The sequence below is a fragment of the Helicobacter sp. 23-1045 genome (genome assembly GCF_053654655.1).
In genome coordinates this window covers 1-13,715 of the sequence record NZ_JBSIUR010000022.1, presented here as the reverse complement: position 1 = coordinate 13,715, position 13,715 = coordinate 1, and the positions used below count along the sequence as shown (strand labels likewise).

Here is a 13,715-nt window from a genome sequence, read left to right as displayed (position 1 = left end):
TCAAATGCGAAAAATTTTGGCGAGAAAATCGCATTTTCACAAGATGAATTAGAGGAAAAGAAATTAGCGTTAAAAAATAAAACCATTCGCGCAAAAATCAAAAATAAACTTAAAAATCTACTTTTTCACAAATCCCTGCAACTATTTGAGTTTAGTGATAAAGATACGCTGATTTATCCTGCTACGCGACCTTCTGCGCTACTTCATAATAAAAAATTATGCCTTGCATTTGGCGGATATAATCAAAATGAATACCCGATGGGCGATATTTTTGGCGCACTAAGATGTGCTAGAACCTTTGGTATCGCCCACTATCACGCAAGGACAAACTGCAAACGCATCGATATTTCACAAGGAATGCAAAAAAATCTATGCTATGAATATGCCTTGCAACATTATTATTTTATTAAGGACTGCACGAAGTTTTCGCCCGTTTTTAAGCGATATAATTTAATCTATCTTTTAGAGTGGCCGCTGGAAACAAGTCCGCAAAATAGGGCACTTACTGATGATTTTTACAAAAAATTTGGTATTGATACAAAATTTAGTTTTTATGATAAAATGCGGATTTTTGGAGCAAAACTATTTTACAAAGCAAAAAGAGCGATTAAAAATAGCAGATTTTTCTTTGGATATAAAGATTTTTTAAAGGATAAAAATGAAAGATTTTAATATTGTGTATTGTTGCAGTGATTATTATGCACCGCATTTGGGGGCTAGTATGACTTCGATTTTGGAAAATATTGCTGTGAAAAATAGCATAAATTTTCACATTTTAGATTTTGAAATATCAAATGAAAATAAAAGAAAATTACAAGAAATTTGCGCAAAATATAATGCGCTAAATCATATTTTTTTATTTGATAGTTTAGATTCTGCGAAATTGCAAAACGCAGAATCTGCAAATAGGGGGGGGGCAGAATAAGTTAAAAACCGCAGAATCTGCCCCAAAAATCGCAGAATCTGCCCCAAAAATCGCAGAATCTCCCACAGATTCTGCGCCAAAATCCACAAACAGCGCAGAATCTATGCAATCTCGCTACAAAATCACCTTCCACAAACCGCATTTAGATTCTGCGAATGATGAAAAATTACAATTTTTAGCGCAAAACTACATCGCATTTTGGGCGGGTGTGCCGTCTCTTTATCGATTATTTTTGCAAGATATTTTTGTGGATTTGGATGAGTGCCTATTTTTGGGATGTGATGTGGTGGCACTAAAATGCGTAAGCGAAGTTTTCAAATACGATTTGGGCGATTATTTTGCCATCGCTAGTGAAAATAAGGCAATTCATTTTGGGCGAGATTCTGCGAAAATCAGTGATTTGATGAATGATTTTTGCAAAAATTTTGGACGCAAATATTATTTTGACCCCGATATGGTTTTGCTAAATTTATCAAAAATGCGCCAGCACAATCTCTCGCAAAAATTTTATGATTACGCAGTGGCGCACTTGCACTCACCGCATAAATCGCTAATTAACGCAGAGGAAGGCATTTGGCATTTAGGATTTGAGGATAATGTCGGTATTTTGCCACATTGCTTTTGCTTTACTTTAAGTGTGAAAAATGAAAAAGGACGGGGAAATCTAAGCGATTTACCTTTGAGCGACATTGCGCGAGTTGAGGAAAAACACGCGGTTTTTGTGCATTATGCGTGCTTGAAACCTTGGTATGTAAATTACGCGAGATTGGATACAAAATATTATTGGCGTTATAGAAATTTAAGTCCATTTAAAATGAGTGCGACAAAATATTGCAAATTCAAAATAAAACGGCAAATTTATTTCTTTAAAATTTTTATTGCAAAAATTCCACTTTTTGGCGCGATAATGAGTGCGATTTATCGCCAAGTCAAACGCATTTTTGCTTAAAAATACGCGAAAATCTTTGCAGATTCTGCGTTTTTTGCTAAAATTTCGCATTTAAATTTAAGGGAGTATTTTGATGAAAGTATTGATTTTAGCAGGTGGATTAGGCACGAGACTAAGCGAGGAAACAGAACTCAAACCAAAACCAATGGTAGAAATCGGCGGACACCCGATTTTGTGGCACATAATGAAAATTTATAGTTTTTATGGATTTAATGAATTTATCATTTTGACGGGTTACAAAGGGCATATTATAAAAGATTATTTTATCAACTATTACACGCGATATAGCGACATTAGCATCGATATGAGAAGCAACTCACTTGAAATCCACAGCATAAAATCCGAACCTTGGAAAGTGACAATGCTCTACACGGGGCAAGATTCAATGACAGGCGGACGCATAAAATACGCAAAAGATTATGTGGATGGGACTTTTATGCTAACTTATGGCGATGGATTAGCGGATATTAATATCAAAAAATTGCTAGATTTTCACAACTCGCACAATGGTGCATTAACTATGAGCGCAGTCCAGCCAGAAGGGAAATTTGGCGTTTTAAACATCACAAATGATAATAAAATCTCAAACTTTACCGAAAAACCAAAGGGCGATACGCAAGGCGGTGGCGGATGGATAAATGGCGGATTTTTCGTATGCGAGCCAAAAATATTTGATTATATCGATAATGATTTTAGCATTTTTGAGCAAGAACCACTTAAAAATCTCTCGCAAGATGGGGAATTGTATAGTTTTAAGCATTATGGATTTTGGAAATGTATGGATACGCTTCGCGATAAAAATGAACTATGTCAAATGTGGATAAATAAATGCGCACCGTGGGCACTTTGGATGTAATTGCAGAATCTGTGAATTGTAGAAGTGGTGTGCCCAGAGGGATTCAAACCCCCGACCTACAGGACCGCAACCTATTGCTCTATTCAGCTGAGCTATGGGCACGAAGTAAAATAAAATGCGAATTTTAACATTTTAAACTTTGGCAAACTTTAAGTTTATAAAAAATGTAAAATTATTTTTGCAAAATCTCGCTTGATTGTTGCATTAGATTCTGCGTTTTGCGCCAAATCCGCAGAATCTAAATATAAATTTTCGCAGAATCTACCGATTTCGCCGTAAATATTTCACCGCAAAATCGCCCAAACTCTGCACCACTTGCACCAAAATGATGATTGCCACCACGCAATACGCCAAAATATCCGCGCGGTATGAGTAATATCCAATCCGCATCGCCAAATCGCCCACGCCACCCGCGCCTACCGCACCTGCCATCGCTGAATAGCCGATGACACCGATGATTGTGATTGTTACGGCATTGACTAGCGAGGGGAGCGACTCTAAAATCATCACTTTGATAATGGTTAGATTTGACGCGCCAAGTGCCGTTGTGGCTTCGATTAGCCCCTTATCCACTTCATCGAGTGCCCCCTCAAAAAGTCGCGCGATGAAGGGGATTGCCGCGATGCTAAGCGGGATGATTGCCGCACTTGAACCGATGCTCGTGCCGATGATGAGCCGTGAGAGCGGCAAAAGCACGATGATTAGGATGATAAATGGAAATGAGCGGATGACATTTACCGCCCCGCCGATGATGAAATTTACCCACGGGAAGGGCGTTAGATTGCCCCTTTTTGTGGTGCAAAGGATGACGCCAAGTGGCAGTCCAAACAGCACGGCAATCGCGCAACTTGCCCCCACCATATAAAGCGTCTCGCCAAGTGCCTTAAAAAGCAATGCGAAAATCTCGCTGTGTGGCGTTTGCGGGTGGATAAAAAGATTTATAAAATCAAACATTTTTTGCCTTTTTTGCGCTAGATTCTGCGATTTAGATAATCAAATCCGCAATTTTTGTAACTTTGCCTTTAAAGCAAACTTCATCATTTTCTAAACGAAGTGCGATTTTATCACCGCTTGGCGGGATTAGCGTGGCAATATCGCTGATAAGATTTTGTGATTTGGCGAGAAAATAAACCGCACACATTCCCGTGCCACACGCTAGTGTGATATTTTCCACGCCTCGCTCAAAAGTCAGCAATTCGATGGTGTTTTTACCCGTGATTGTGGCGATATTCACATTTGCATTGTATTTGTCGCGCAAGGTTTTCAAAAATGCGAGATTTTTGGCAATATTTTCTTTTGCAAACGAATCGACAAATGCCACTAAATGCGGGACACCTGAATCTAACAGCGCAAAATTTAGCCCAAATTCGTCTTGTGGCGACAAATCGGGGAGACTTGTTGTTCGCTTCGTCAATGAACCATTAGTTCTATTTTCTCGCTCACAACTGCGCAACCCCGATTTTTCGCTCACAATACTAGAATTTGAATTATTGTTTTTTAAATAATTTGGCATAAATTCGACTATATTTTCTTTTAAAATTCGCACTTTGCCTAAATTTACCTCCACGATATTTCGTGCTACGCGAACTTTTATCGCCCCAGCACCGCTTAAAAAGCTATGATTTTTTGGCGCGATTTTGTGCGCCACCGCGTAGTGTGCCACGCAACGGGACGCATTTCCGCACATATCCGCTTTGCTACCATCGGCGTTGTAAAACTCCCAGCAGTATGAAAATTTCGCGTGTGGCAGTAGCACGACAAACCCATCTGCGCCCACGCCATTGTGTCTGTCGCAAAGTTGCCTTGCTAAATTTGCGCGATTTGCGCCTCTGAAAGCGGTAGTGATTAAAAAATCATTGCCACTTGCGCTATATTTGGTAAGAAACATCGCCTAAACTCCCTTAATTACGCACTATTCGGTATATGAGATTAAAAGTCAGCGTGAAAAATAAAATATGAAAAATCCACTCACTTTGCGCGTGGAGCGTGAGAAATTCATCGCTTTGCGTGGCGGATTCGCCAAGTTTTTGCAGTGCGATAATTTTGGGCGAAAAATAAAGCGCAAACAAAAATATGCAAAGCACAGAAATCGCGCTACTAATGCCAAGCAAAATCTTATGAAACCGCGCTAATGTGGCTAATTTCGCCGATAAAATCTCATAAAATGTCATCACAAACGCCAAAATAAGAAGCAAAATATTTAGCTTTGCAAAAATCGCACTCATTAGCGCACCTGCTTCAAATCGCGCCAAATTTACGCCAAAATTTTCGGCGTTGAAAATCACACTTGCTACAAACGCACCGCTACAAAAAATCGCGCCAATGCAAAGCGCGATAAGCCACAAATATAGGGCTTTTGCGGGTTTTAGAAAACTTTGTGAGAGAAAAAATTTCATTTTAGATTCCTTAAAATTGATTATAAAAAATTTGTTGTGTGGGTTTTAAAAATTTTACCCACCCCCTTGCCCCCCTCCACAAGGGAGGGGGAAATTTAGATTCGCGCTGACTTGCCGAATCGCTCGAATTGCAATCGAAGCAGTTGCGGTGGAAATTTTGTGGTTTTTGATGAATCGACACAAGGATAGCGGACTTGCCGTCCGTGCCTTGTGGCGATTCACCAAATCCGCAAAAGATGCACCCAAATGCAAATTGAGAAAACGCAAATCCACAAATACACTCATAACAAATGCCCTAATTTTGCCTTTTTCACCGCCAAATATTTCTCATTAAATTCATTTTTTGGCGCGAAAATCTCACTCCGCTCAACTTCCACAAAGCGCGAAATCGCTTCGATTTTTTTGGGATTGTTTGTCAAAAGGCGCGCTTTTTTTATATCAAAATGTTTGAAAATCTCGCCTACAACGGCATAGTTGCGATTATCACTCGCAAAGCCCAAAGCCTCATTTGCCTCAACCGTATCAAAACCCTTATCTTGCAGGGCGTAAGCGTTGATTTTGTTGAAAAGCCCGATTCCGCGCCCTTCTTGGCGTAAATAAATTATCATTCCGCCATCTTTGTCCTGTGCGATTTTTTGTAACGCGATTGCAAGTTCATCGCCACAATCGCATTTGCGCGATGCGAAAACATCGCCTGTAAGGCATTCGCTATGCACTCGCACAAGCGGAACTGCGCCAATTTTAGCCGTCCGCACGACTAAATGCTCGAACTTTTCCCCGCTGGATAATGATTCTCTAAAAGATTGAATGATGAATTTGCCGTATTTTGTGGGGAGATTTGCCTCATTTGAAATGTCCATTTTAATCCTAGAATTTTAAAAATCTTTTGAATTATTGTAGTGTGGTGCGGGAAAGAGGACTTGAACCTCCACACCTTGCGGCGCCAGATCCTAAGTCTGGTGCGTCTACCATTCCGCCATTCCCGCAAAATTTTAAAATAAAAGCGCAATTATATCGCAGAATCTTTAAAGTAAAATTAAATTTTGTGATTTTATGCGAGATTCTGCAAATCGCAGAATCTTTATAGGACAAATTTCACGCACTTAATCTCGCGTAAAAACTCAAAAATCTCGTTGCGTTGCGCTTCATTTAGCACATTGATTTTGAAGTGGTGGCTTGAATAATTCGCGCTCTTTTTGGAGTCTGTAAGAGTGTATTTAAGTCCTTTAAAGCGTGAATCTAGCGCATTTTTTAGCGATTCTTTATCCGTGCAAAATATCGTGTATTCCCACTGCGTAGGGTAAATTATCTCTTCTTTCAATTTTTGCCCCCTAAAAAATTATGTTGTAAGATTCGCAGAATCTCGCTTGGGATTTTGGCGATTTTGCCACGCGTTATGTCAATACAAGCAAGTTTAATTTCACAAACGAAAATGAGTTTTTCGCCACTAGATTCACGCCACGAATCCACCAAAAAAATCTCTTGCTTTAAAGTTAGCGAACTACCGCCCAGCTTTAAGATTCGCGTCCTAACGCTTATCAAATCCCCAAGCCGTGCCGAATCCAAAAACTCCGCATTCATCTTTCGCACCACAAGCCCGATTGAATCGGTATTTGGCATCGCACCTTCGCCAAAAAATATCTCACTACGCGCCCGTTCACAATATTTTATGTAGTTTGTATGATAGACAATGCCCCCGCAGTCCGTGTCTTCGTAGTAGATTCGCACTCTAAAATCACTCATCACAAGTCCTTGCAAATTTTGGCGAAATTCTACCGCAGAATCTCTAAATTTTTTAAGCATACTTTTTATAAAATCACACATTTTTTTAATCACAAATTTTAAGGCGAACAAAAATGGAAGATTTAACAACCAATACCGACATAGTCGATGTAAAAATCGAAGATTCAATCACTGAGAGCTATTTAGATTATTCGATGAGCGTTATCGCAGGGCGCGCTCTCCCTGACGCAAAAGACGGCTTAAAGCCCGTGCATAGACGAATTTTATATGCAATGCACGAATTAGGTGTAACTTCAAATGCCGCATATAAAAAGTCCGCTAGAATCGTAGGCGATGTCATCGGTAAATACCACCCGCACGGCGATAGTGCGGTTTATGACGCGCTTGTGCGAATGGCGCAGGATTTTTCTATGCGATTAGAATTAGTCGATGGGCAGGGCAATTTTGGCTCAATCGATGGCGATAGTGCCGCTGCTATGCGCTATACCGAAGCGCGTATGACAAAAGTTGCCGAAGAGCTTTTGCGCGACATTGACAAGGATACGGTGGATTTTGTCCCAAACTACGATGACACGCTCCAAGAGCCAGATATAATGCCAACCCGTGTGCCAAACTTGCTGATAAATGGTTCTAGCGGGATTGCGGTAGGGATGGCGACAAATATCCCCACGCACCGCATTGATGAAGTGATTGACGCGCTGATTTATTTGGTGGATAATAATGACGCGGATTTAGATTCGATTATGGAGTTTATCATAGGACCAGATTTTCCCACAGGCGGGATTATTTTTGGCAAACACGGCATAAAAGAATCTTACCGCACAGGCAGGGGCAAAATTAAGATTCGCGCCAAAACCCACATTGAGAAAACCAAACAGCGCGATATAATCATCATCGATGAATTGCCCTACCAAGTCAATAAAGCGCGACTTGTGGAGCAAATAAGCGAACTTGCCAAAGAAAAAGTCGTAGATGGTATTTATGAAGTGCGCGATGAAAGCGATAGAGACGGGATTCGCGTGGTGATTGAGCTAAAAAAGGACGCGATGAGCGAGATTGTGCTAAATCATCTTTTCAAAACTACGCCAATGGAGAGCACTTTTGGCATTATAATGCTAGCTATTAACAACAAAGAGCCAAAGATTTTCACGCTTTTAGAGTTGCTACATTTATTTTTAAATCATCGGCGCACGATTGTGATTCGTAGAAGCCTTTTTGAGCTAGACAAAGCAAGGGCGAGGGCGCATATTTTAGAGGGGCTAAAAATTGCATTAGATTCAATTGATGCGGTGATAAAGCTAATCCGTGCTTCGGCTGATTCGCAGGTGGCAAAAGATGGGTTAATGAAAGACTTTGCTTTAAGCGAGGCGCAGGCAAAGGCGATTTTAGAAATGCGATTGCAACGCCTTACAGGCTTAGAGCGAGACAAAATCGAGGCTGAATACAAGCAACTTTTGGCAGAGATTGAGCGATTAAGCGAAATTTTAAAAAGCCAAGATAAGCTAAATGAAATCATCAAAGCCGAATTGCAAGAGATAAAGGACAAATTTTCTACGCCCCGATTGACACAAATTGAGGACGATTATGAGGCGATTGACATTGAGGATTTAATCCCAAATGAGCCTGTTGTCGTTACGATGAGCCACAGAGGCTATGTCAAACGAGTCGCGCTAAAAACCTATGAAAAGCAAAATCGCGGTGGCAAGGGCAAAATCAGTGGCAACACGCACGATGATGACTTCATCGAATCGTTTTTCGTGGCAAACGCGCACGATACGATTATGTTTATCACAAATCGCGGTGTGCTTTATTGGCTAAAAGTCTATAAAATCCCCGAAGCCTCCCGCACGGCGATTGGCAAGGCGGTTGTAAATCTCATAAATAAAGAGCAAGATGAAAAGATTATGGCAACCATCACAACCACCGACTTTGAAGCGGATAAATCGCTTGTATTTTTTACCAAAAATGGCGTAATCAAGCGCACGAATCTTAGCGAATACGGCAATGTGCGCAGTGTCGGTATTCGCGCTATCAATTTAGATGAGGGCGATGAAGTCGTAACGGTGCGAATCGCTACGCAAAACACGCAAAATATTCTCATTGCCACATACAAGGGCTATGCGATAAAATTCCCGCTTGAAATAGTCCGCGAACAAGGGCGCGTATCGCGTGGTGTGAAAGGTATCACATTTAAAAGCAAAGATGACTTTGTGGTGGGCGCGATTATGCTAGATAGCGAGGAAGACAAGGTTTTAAGCGTGAGCGAACAAGGCATCGGCAAACAAACTTTTGCAAAAGAGTATCGCATCACAAATCGCGGTGGCAAGGGCGTAATCGCTATGAAGCTAAATGAGCGCACGGGCAATCTAGTGAATGTGCTTAGTTTGGAAAACAATAATTTTGATTTGATGTTGCTTACAAGTTCGGGCAAAATGATTCGCGTAGAGACTGACAAAATCCGCGAGACAAGCCGAAATACAAGTGGCGTGAAGCTGATTTCGCTAGATAAAAAAGACAAAGTCGTGCATATTTCGCAATGTCAAAAAGAGGAAAAAGATTTGGGCGATGGCGAGTTAGATTCAGGCGAATCTAATGCAAATTTGGGCGAATCTAGTGGCGAATCTAGCGCAAATGTAGGCGAATCAAATGGGGCAGATTCAAATGAATAAAATTTGGATTTTTTTGATGATTTTGTGTATTTTGGGCGCAGGAGATTTTGTGAATAAAAAATCAGATTCGTCATTGCGAGGCGAATCGCAAGATTCGCCGAAGCAATCCACAAAAAATAATGGCGAATTTATCATAACTTACCGCGCCATCGCAAAAAACAACATTTTAATCGGCGAAGAATTCAAAGTCGCAAAGGCACTCACCCTTAGTCAAAATCCGCAAATCATAGCAGTTTGCGACATAAACACAAATGACAACGATTCAAACATAACGATTTTAAAGCAAAACAAAGATGAGATTTTGGCGTGTTTTGCGGGGCATTTGGATAGTAAGATTCGCGATGATATAAAATCTATCAACAACGAAGTTCGCACCAAAACGACTTTCAAAATCCCAGCGCAACGAGTTTTGCTAGACTTGCAACGCTCCAAAATCCACATTATAGGACAAAAATGAGCGCGAACAAAATGAATATAATCATCGTCGATGATGACATAAATATGCGAAAAAGCCTTGAAATGTCGCTTGGCAAGTATGATGAGTTTCATATCAAAAGTTTTAAAAGCGCAAAGGACGCGCTAAAAGGGCTTGAAAACACGCCGTGTGATTTGATTATCACTGATATTAAAATGCCAGATATTGATGGGATTGAGTTTTTGCGCCGATTGGGCGGGAAATATGAAGCGATTATCATCACCGCGTATGCTGAGATGAATCTAACCATTGAGGCGTTGCGACTTGGCGTTGTAAAGGATTTTTTTATCAAAACTGAGCTAACAATCGACTTGCTAGTTGAGGCAATCAAACGCGCAAAGGTGGCAAAAAATATCACCTCCAAAATCCCGCAAATCCCACAAAGCGAAGCAAAATTAGAGGGCAAAAATTTAGAAACCGCAAAAAAAATCGCCCTAAAAAGCGCAAAAAGCGATGCAAGTGTGCTACTTTTAGGCGAATCAGGCGTAGGCAAGGAAGTCTTTGCAAAATTCATACACGCAAATTCATCACGCGCAAACGCGCCATTTGTGGCAATCAATATGGCTGCATTGCCCGAAAACCTGCTTGAATCCGAGCTTTTTGGCTATGAAAAAGGCGCATTCACAGACGCCACCGCAAAAAAGCAAGGACTATTTGAGAGCGCGAATAATGGGACGATTTTTTTAGATGAAATCGGCGAAATGCCACTCCCACTTCAAGCAAAGCTACTTCGCGCAATTCAAGAGCGCGAGATTATGCGACTTGGCGGGACAGAAATCATCAAAATAAATGTCCGATTCATCTCTGCCACAAATGCAAATATCGCCGAAAAAATCGCAAAGGGCGCTTTTAGAGAGGATTTACTTTATCGGTTAAATACGATTCCACTTACCATTCCGCCCCTGCGTGAGCGCAAAGATGAGATTTTAAGCATTGCCGAAGCGCACCTGCAAAAAACCGCTATGCACTATAATTGTGGCAAAAAAGAGCTGTCAAAAGAGGCAAAAAATGCTTTGTTAGAATATCAATGGCACGGCAACATAAGAGAGCTTTTAAGCGTGGTGGAGCGCGCTGTAGTAATCAGCGAGGGCGAAAAAATCACAAAAGATGATTTGTTTTTGGAGCACCGAATCCTTAAAAATGGCGCGAAAAGCCTTGATGAAATGGAGTGCGAATTTATCAAAGAAGCGTTAGCGCAAAATGACGGCAACGCAGAAAAAACGGCAGAAATGTTAGGAATGGATGCAAAGGTGCTAAAAAGCAAAATGGCAAGATTTGGGATTTAATTCGTTCTGGGGTAATCATTTCGCAGATTTGGCGAATCGCCACAAGGCACGGACGCAAAGTCCGCTATCCTTGTGTCGATTCACCAAAAAACTACGAAAGCACTACCGCCATTACTTCGATTATGATTTGCTAACGCAAATCAGCTTTAATAATTTGTCATCACGAGGCCGAATCATAGATTCACCGAAGCAATCCAAAAAAATAATAAATTATAGTCATACTGAGTGCATAGCGCGAAGTATCCAAAACACGCGAATCTTGCATTAGATTAACATTAGATTCGCACCTAAACGCTAAAAACTAAAAGTATATCTCGCCGTTACGCTAAATATATGATAAAGACTTATGGATAGACTTTCAGCCCTGCCGTTACCTGCAATGCTTCTATTGTAAAATGAAGTGGCGATAAACGGCACTCGTGCCACTAATTCTATACCGTGATATTGCACAATATTTGCACGAAGCCCGACATTTACAGCTGCATCAAAGCTCGTCCTATTATAATTAAAACTCCAAGCACCACCGCCTTGTGTATTTGGCTTTAAAGATTTTTCTAAATCGTCCAATCCCTTGCCTATCCACGAATTACCACCCAAACTAGCCCCGATAAATCCACCAAAATCTAGCATTTCATTAGTTATAAAATTAAATAAAAAATCCACATTTGCGCTATAATTTATCAAATTTGCACTATAAGTTTTTTCGCTTAAATCTTGTTGTGTAAAATGCTCCCCGCTATATTTAAAACTACTATGATTTAGATTCACACTCGCATAGTAGCGCAACCCAAGTTTTGGTGTGAAAAATTGTTTATATCCAGCTACAAATCCGTAATCCACGCCTCCAAACATATTGCTATCAGTTGTACTTCCAGCTCCACCGCAACTATTACCAGCACAAGAATAATTTGTCCTAACATTATTGCCGCCATAGCCGATTCCAAGTCCCACGAATCCGCCACTTTCTTCGGCAAATGCGATATTTGCGCTACAAAAAATTAGTGATAAACTTAATGCAATTTTGGGGAGTTTGTGAGAGTGTGTGAAGTTTGTGTGATTTAAACCTTTATTGCCCCCCCCCTATGCGCGAATCTTGCGCGTTTGATAAAATTAAATGTCGTTGCATTTTTTACTCCTTAATTTAAAAATTTTTATAGATTCGCACCAAATCTGCAACGAAAAAAACGCGAATCTATAAGGGCGAATTGTAGCAAATTTTTGGTAAGATTCGCAAGAATTTTTAAGAAACAAAAGGGATTTTATGATTTTAAGCATTGAAAGCAGTTGCGATGATAGCTCACTTGCGCTAACGGCGATAGATTCGCGCAAAATTTTATTTCACCAAAAAATCTCACAAGACGCAAATCACGCAAAATACGGCGGAGTCGTCCCTGAAATCGCTTCGCGACTGCACTCTGTCAATCTCCCAAAAATCTTGCAAAGATTAAGCGGCAATTTTGACTTACGCAAAATCCGCGCAATCGCCGTAACCACCGAGCCCGGATTAAGCGTCTCACTGCTAGAAGGCGTGATGATGGCAAAAGCACTGAGCGTAAGCCTACAAATCCCACTCATCGCGGTAAATCACTTGCAAGGGCATATCTACTCGCTATTTTTAGAAAAAAGGGCGATTTTTCCGCTTGTAATTTTGCTACTATCAGGCGGACATAGCCTAATCATCGAAGCACAAAGCCACACGGATTTGAAAATCATCGCGGGGACGCTTGATGACAGCTTTGGAGAATCTTTCGACAAAGTGGCAAAAATGCTAAACTTAGGCTATCCCGGGGGAGTGGCAGTCGAATCGTGCGCTAAAAATGCGGTGGCCAAAAATATAAAATTCCCCATTCCGCTACAAAATAAAGATTTGGCTTTTAGCTTTTCTGGGCTAAAAAATGCGGTGCGGTTGAAAATAGATTCGCTAATTTCTCCCTCCCTTGCGGAGATTGAATCGACTTTTTCCCCCTCCCTTGCGGAGGGGGGTAGGGGGTGGGTAGATTCTGCGAAATTGCAAAAATCCCAAATAGATGAAATCTGCTATGGCTTTCAAAAATCAGCAATCGCCCACATAGCGCAAAAAACGCGCCTTTATTTTGAGTGCGAATCGCGTAATAAATCAATGGGCGTAATCAAACGCTTTGGCGTAGTGGGCGGAGCAAGTGCGAATTTGGCATTGCGCGAAGAGCTCCAAAAAATCGCAAAAGAATTTGACAAAGAAATCCTTTTTGCCCCGCTTGAATTTTGTAGCGATAATGCCGCGATGATAGGCAGATGCGCCATTGAATCTTATCATTTAGGCGATTTTACCACGCTAGAAAATCTAAACATTTCGCCAAAAAGCACGAAGTTTTAGAAATTTTTGCTAAAATCGCGCTTTTATTTTTTGCAAAATTTCATATATTTTTTTCAAAGGACG

At 40.8% G+C, this 13,715-nt stretch carries 18 protein-coding genes and 2 tRNA genes; 9 read left to right on the top strand and 11 right to left on the bottom strand.

Features of this window, described 5'->3' with window-relative positions; translation table 11 throughout:
* Together ACWIUE_RS11730 and ACWIUE_RS11725 are read left to right on the top strand one after the other, a co-directional pair.
* The coding region (locus ACWIUE_RS11730) for a hypothetical protein (protein WP_454136970.1) at window positions 1–672 on the top strand (672 nt) is incomplete at its 5' end.
* Entirely contained in the window at window positions 659–925 is a 267-nt protein-coding gene (locus tag ACWIUE_RS11725) for a glycosyltransferase (protein WP_454136969.1), read from the top strand. The genes ACWIUE_RS11730 and ACWIUE_RS11725, both read left to right, overlap by 14 nt.
* Here the strand turns inward: ACWIUE_RS11725 and ACWIUE_RS11720 are convergent.
* Complete coding sequence (locus ACWIUE_RS11720; protein ID WP_454136968.1) at window positions 869–1,012, bottom strand: hypothetical protein; 144 nt, start codon at window positions 1,010–1,012, stop codon at window positions 869–871. The genes ACWIUE_RS11725 and ACWIUE_RS11720 overlap by 57 nt on opposite strands.
* 16 nt (window positions 1,013–1,028) lie before the next feature.
* Here ACWIUE_RS11720 and ACWIUE_RS11715 point away from each other — a divergent pair, with 16 nt between their 5' ends.
* Both ACWIUE_RS11715 and rfbF read left to right on the top strand, forming a co-directional pair.
* Complete coding sequence (locus ACWIUE_RS11715; RefSeq protein WP_454136966.1) at window positions 1,029–1,874, top strand: glycosyltransferase; 846 nt, start codon at window positions 1,029–1,031, stop codon at window positions 1,872–1,874.
* A 73-nt stretch (window positions 1,875–1,947) separates the two neighbouring features.
* The gene (rfbF, locus tag ACWIUE_RS11710; protein WP_454136971.1) at window positions 1,948–2,730 is read left to right on the top strand and encodes a glucose-1-phosphate cytidylyltransferase; all 783 of its coding nucleotides are present in this window, start codon (window positions 1,948–1,950) and stop codon (window positions 2,728–2,730) included.
* A 25-nt stretch (window positions 2,731–2,755) separates the two neighbouring features.
* On the opposite strand, the gene ACWIUE_RS11705 is transcribed toward rfbF, so the two are convergent.
* From ACWIUE_RS11705 to ACWIUE_RS11665, 9 genes are all read right to left on the bottom strand, one after another.
* Window positions 2,756–2,832 (bottom strand) — tRNA-Arg (locus ACWIUE_RS11705).
* A 159-nt stretch (window positions 2,833–2,991) separates the two neighbouring features.
* Window positions 2,992–3,684, bottom strand: a complete 693-nt coding sequence (locus ACWIUE_RS11700; protein ID WP_454136964.1) for a methionine ABC transporter permease — start codon at window positions 3,682–3,684, stop codon at window positions 2,992–2,994.
* Between the two features lie 31 nt (window positions 3,685–3,715).
* A complete protein-coding gene (gene dapF, locus ACWIUE_RS11695; protein ID WP_454136963.1) occupies window positions 3,716–4,618 on the bottom strand; it encodes a diaminopimelate epimerase in 903 nt (300 codons plus the stop codon).
* Window positions 4,619–4,631: 13 nt separating this feature from the next.
* Entirely contained in the window at window positions 4,632–5,126 is a 495-nt protein-coding gene (locus ACWIUE_RS11690) for a DUF4149 domain-containing protein (RefSeq protein WP_454136962.1), read from the bottom strand.
* Between the two features lie 54 nt (window positions 5,127–5,180).
* Window positions 5,181–5,411, bottom strand: coding sequence for a hypothetical protein (locus ACWIUE_RS11685; protein ID WP_454136961.1), 231 nt, complete (start codon window positions 5,409–5,411; stop codon window positions 5,181–5,183).
* Complete coding sequence (gene ribA / locus ACWIUE_RS11680) at window positions 5,408–5,986, bottom strand: GTP cyclohydrolase II (RefSeq protein ID WP_454136960.1); 579 nt, start codon at window positions 5,984–5,986, stop codon at window positions 5,408–5,410. Before ribA ends, ACWIUE_RS11685 begins: the two co-directional genes overlap by 4 nt.
* A gap of 42 nt (window positions 5,987–6,028) precedes the next feature.
* Window positions 6,029–6,112, bottom strand: a tRNA-Leu gene (locus tag ACWIUE_RS11675).
* Window positions 6,113–6,207: 95 nt separating this feature from the next.
* The gene (locus ACWIUE_RS11670) at window positions 6,208–6,447 is read right to left on the bottom strand and encodes an HP0495 family protein (RefSeq protein WP_454136959.1); all 240 of its coding nucleotides are present in this window, start codon (window positions 6,445–6,447) and stop codon (window positions 6,208–6,210) included.
* On the bottom strand, window positions 6,444–6,950 hold the full coding sequence (locus ACWIUE_RS11665) for a YbgC/FadM family acyl-CoA thioesterase (RefSeq protein WP_454136958.1): 507 nt from the start codon (window positions 6,948–6,950) through the stop codon (window positions 6,444–6,446). The genes ACWIUE_RS11670 and ACWIUE_RS11665 overlap by 4 nt, the downstream gene beginning before the upstream one ends.
* A gap of 32 nt (window positions 6,951–6,982) precedes the next feature.
* Here ACWIUE_RS11665 and gyrA point away from each other — a divergent pair, with 32 nt between their 5' ends.
* The 4 genes from gyrA to ACWIUE_RS11645 are packed head-to-tail and all read left to right on the top strand — an operon-like array spanning window position 6,983 to window position 11,567.
* Complete coding sequence (gene gyrA / locus ACWIUE_RS11660; RefSeq protein ID WP_454136957.1) at window positions 6,983–9,538, top strand: DNA topoisomerase (ATP-hydrolyzing) subunit A; 2,556 nt, start codon at window positions 6,983–6,985, stop codon at window positions 9,536–9,538.
* Entirely contained in the window at window positions 9,516–9,995 is a 480-nt protein-coding gene (locus tag ACWIUE_RS11655) for a hypothetical protein (RefSeq protein ID WP_454136956.1), read from the top strand. The genes gyrA and ACWIUE_RS11655 overlap by 23 nt, the downstream gene beginning before the upstream one ends.
* 11 nt (window positions 9,996–10,006) lie before the next feature.
* Window positions 10,007–11,299, top strand: a complete 1,293-nt coding sequence (locus tag ACWIUE_RS11650) for a sigma-54-dependent transcriptional regulator (RefSeq protein ID WP_454136955.1) — start codon at window positions 10,007–10,009, stop codon at window positions 11,297–11,299.
* Window positions 11,289–11,567: a hypothetical protein gene (locus ACWIUE_RS11645; RefSeq protein ID WP_454136954.1), complete on the top strand. Its 279-nt coding sequence runs from the start codon at window positions 11,289–11,291 to the stop codon at window positions 11,565–11,567. Before ACWIUE_RS11650 ends, ACWIUE_RS11645 begins: the two co-directional genes overlap by 11 nt.
* Before the next feature lie 26 nt (window positions 11,568–11,593).
* Here the strand turns inward: ACWIUE_RS11645 and ACWIUE_RS11640 are convergent, their stop codons facing one another.
* Window positions 11,594–12,250: an outer membrane beta-barrel protein gene (locus ACWIUE_RS11640; RefSeq protein WP_454136953.1), complete on the bottom strand. Its 657-nt coding sequence runs from the start codon at window positions 12,248–12,250 to the stop codon at window positions 11,594–11,596.
* A 310-nt stretch (window positions 12,251–12,560) separates the two neighbouring features.
* Here ACWIUE_RS11640 and tsaD point away from each other — a divergent pair, with 310 nt between their 5' ends.
* Entirely contained in the window at window positions 12,561–13,652 is a 1,092-nt protein-coding gene (tsaD, locus tag ACWIUE_RS11635) for a tRNA (adenosine(37)-N6)-threonylcarbamoyltransferase complex transferase subunit TsaD (protein ID WP_454136952.1), read from the top strand.
* The last annotated feature ends 63 nt before the right edge of the window (window positions 13,653–13,715 follow it).

Excerpts from the sequence above, each read along its gene's own strand:
- ACWIUE_RS11700 (WP_454136964.1), bottom strand. The coding sequence starts at position 3,684 with ATGTTTGATTTTATAAATCTTTTTATCCACCCGCAAACGCCACACAGC.
- ACWIUE_RS11665 (WP_454136958.1), bottom strand. The coding sequence starts at position 6,950 with ATGTGTGATTTTATAAAAAGTATGCTTAAAAAATTTAGAGATTCTGCG.
- rfbF (WP_454136971.1), top strand. The coding sequence starts at position 1,948 with ATGAAAGTATTGATTTTAGCAGGTGGATTAGGCACGAGACTAAGCGAG.
- ACWIUE_RS11690 (WP_454136962.1), bottom strand. The coding sequence starts at position 5,126 with ATGAAATTTTTTCTCTCACAAAGTTTTCTAAAACCCGCAAAAGCCCTA.
- ACWIUE_RS11655 (WP_454136956.1), top strand. The coding sequence starts at position 9,516 with ATGGGGCAGATTCAAATGAATAAAATTTGGATTTTTTTGATGATTTTG.
- ACWIUE_RS11650 (WP_454136955.1), top strand. The coding sequence starts at position 10,007 with ATGAATATAATCATCGTCGATGATGACATAAATATGCGAAAAAGCCTT.
- ribA (WP_454136960.1), bottom strand. The coding sequence starts at position 5,986 with ATGGACATTTCAAATGAGGCAAATCTCCCCACAAAATACGGCAAATTC.
- gyrA (WP_454136957.1), top strand. The coding sequence starts at position 6,983 with ATGGAAGATTTAACAACCAATACCGACATAGTCGATGTAAAAATCGAA.
- ACWIUE_RS11725 (WP_454136969.1), top strand. The coding sequence starts at position 659 with ATGAAAGATTTTAATATTGTGTATTGTTGCAGTGATTATTATGCACCG.
- dapF (WP_454136963.1), bottom strand. The coding sequence starts at position 4,618 with ATGTTTCTTACCAAATATAGCGCAAGTGGCAATGATTTTTTAATCACT.
- tsaD (WP_454136952.1), top strand. The coding sequence starts at position 12,561 with ATGATTTTAAGCATTGAAAGCAGTTGCGATGATAGCTCACTTGCGCTA.
- ACWIUE_RS11715 (WP_454136966.1), top strand. The coding sequence starts at position 1,029 with ATGCAATCTCGCTACAAAATCACCTTCCACAAACCGCATTTAGATTCT.
- ACWIUE_RS11685 (WP_454136961.1), bottom strand. The coding sequence starts at position 5,411 with ATGAGTGTATTTGTGGATTTGCGTTTTCTCAATTTGCATTTGGGTGCA.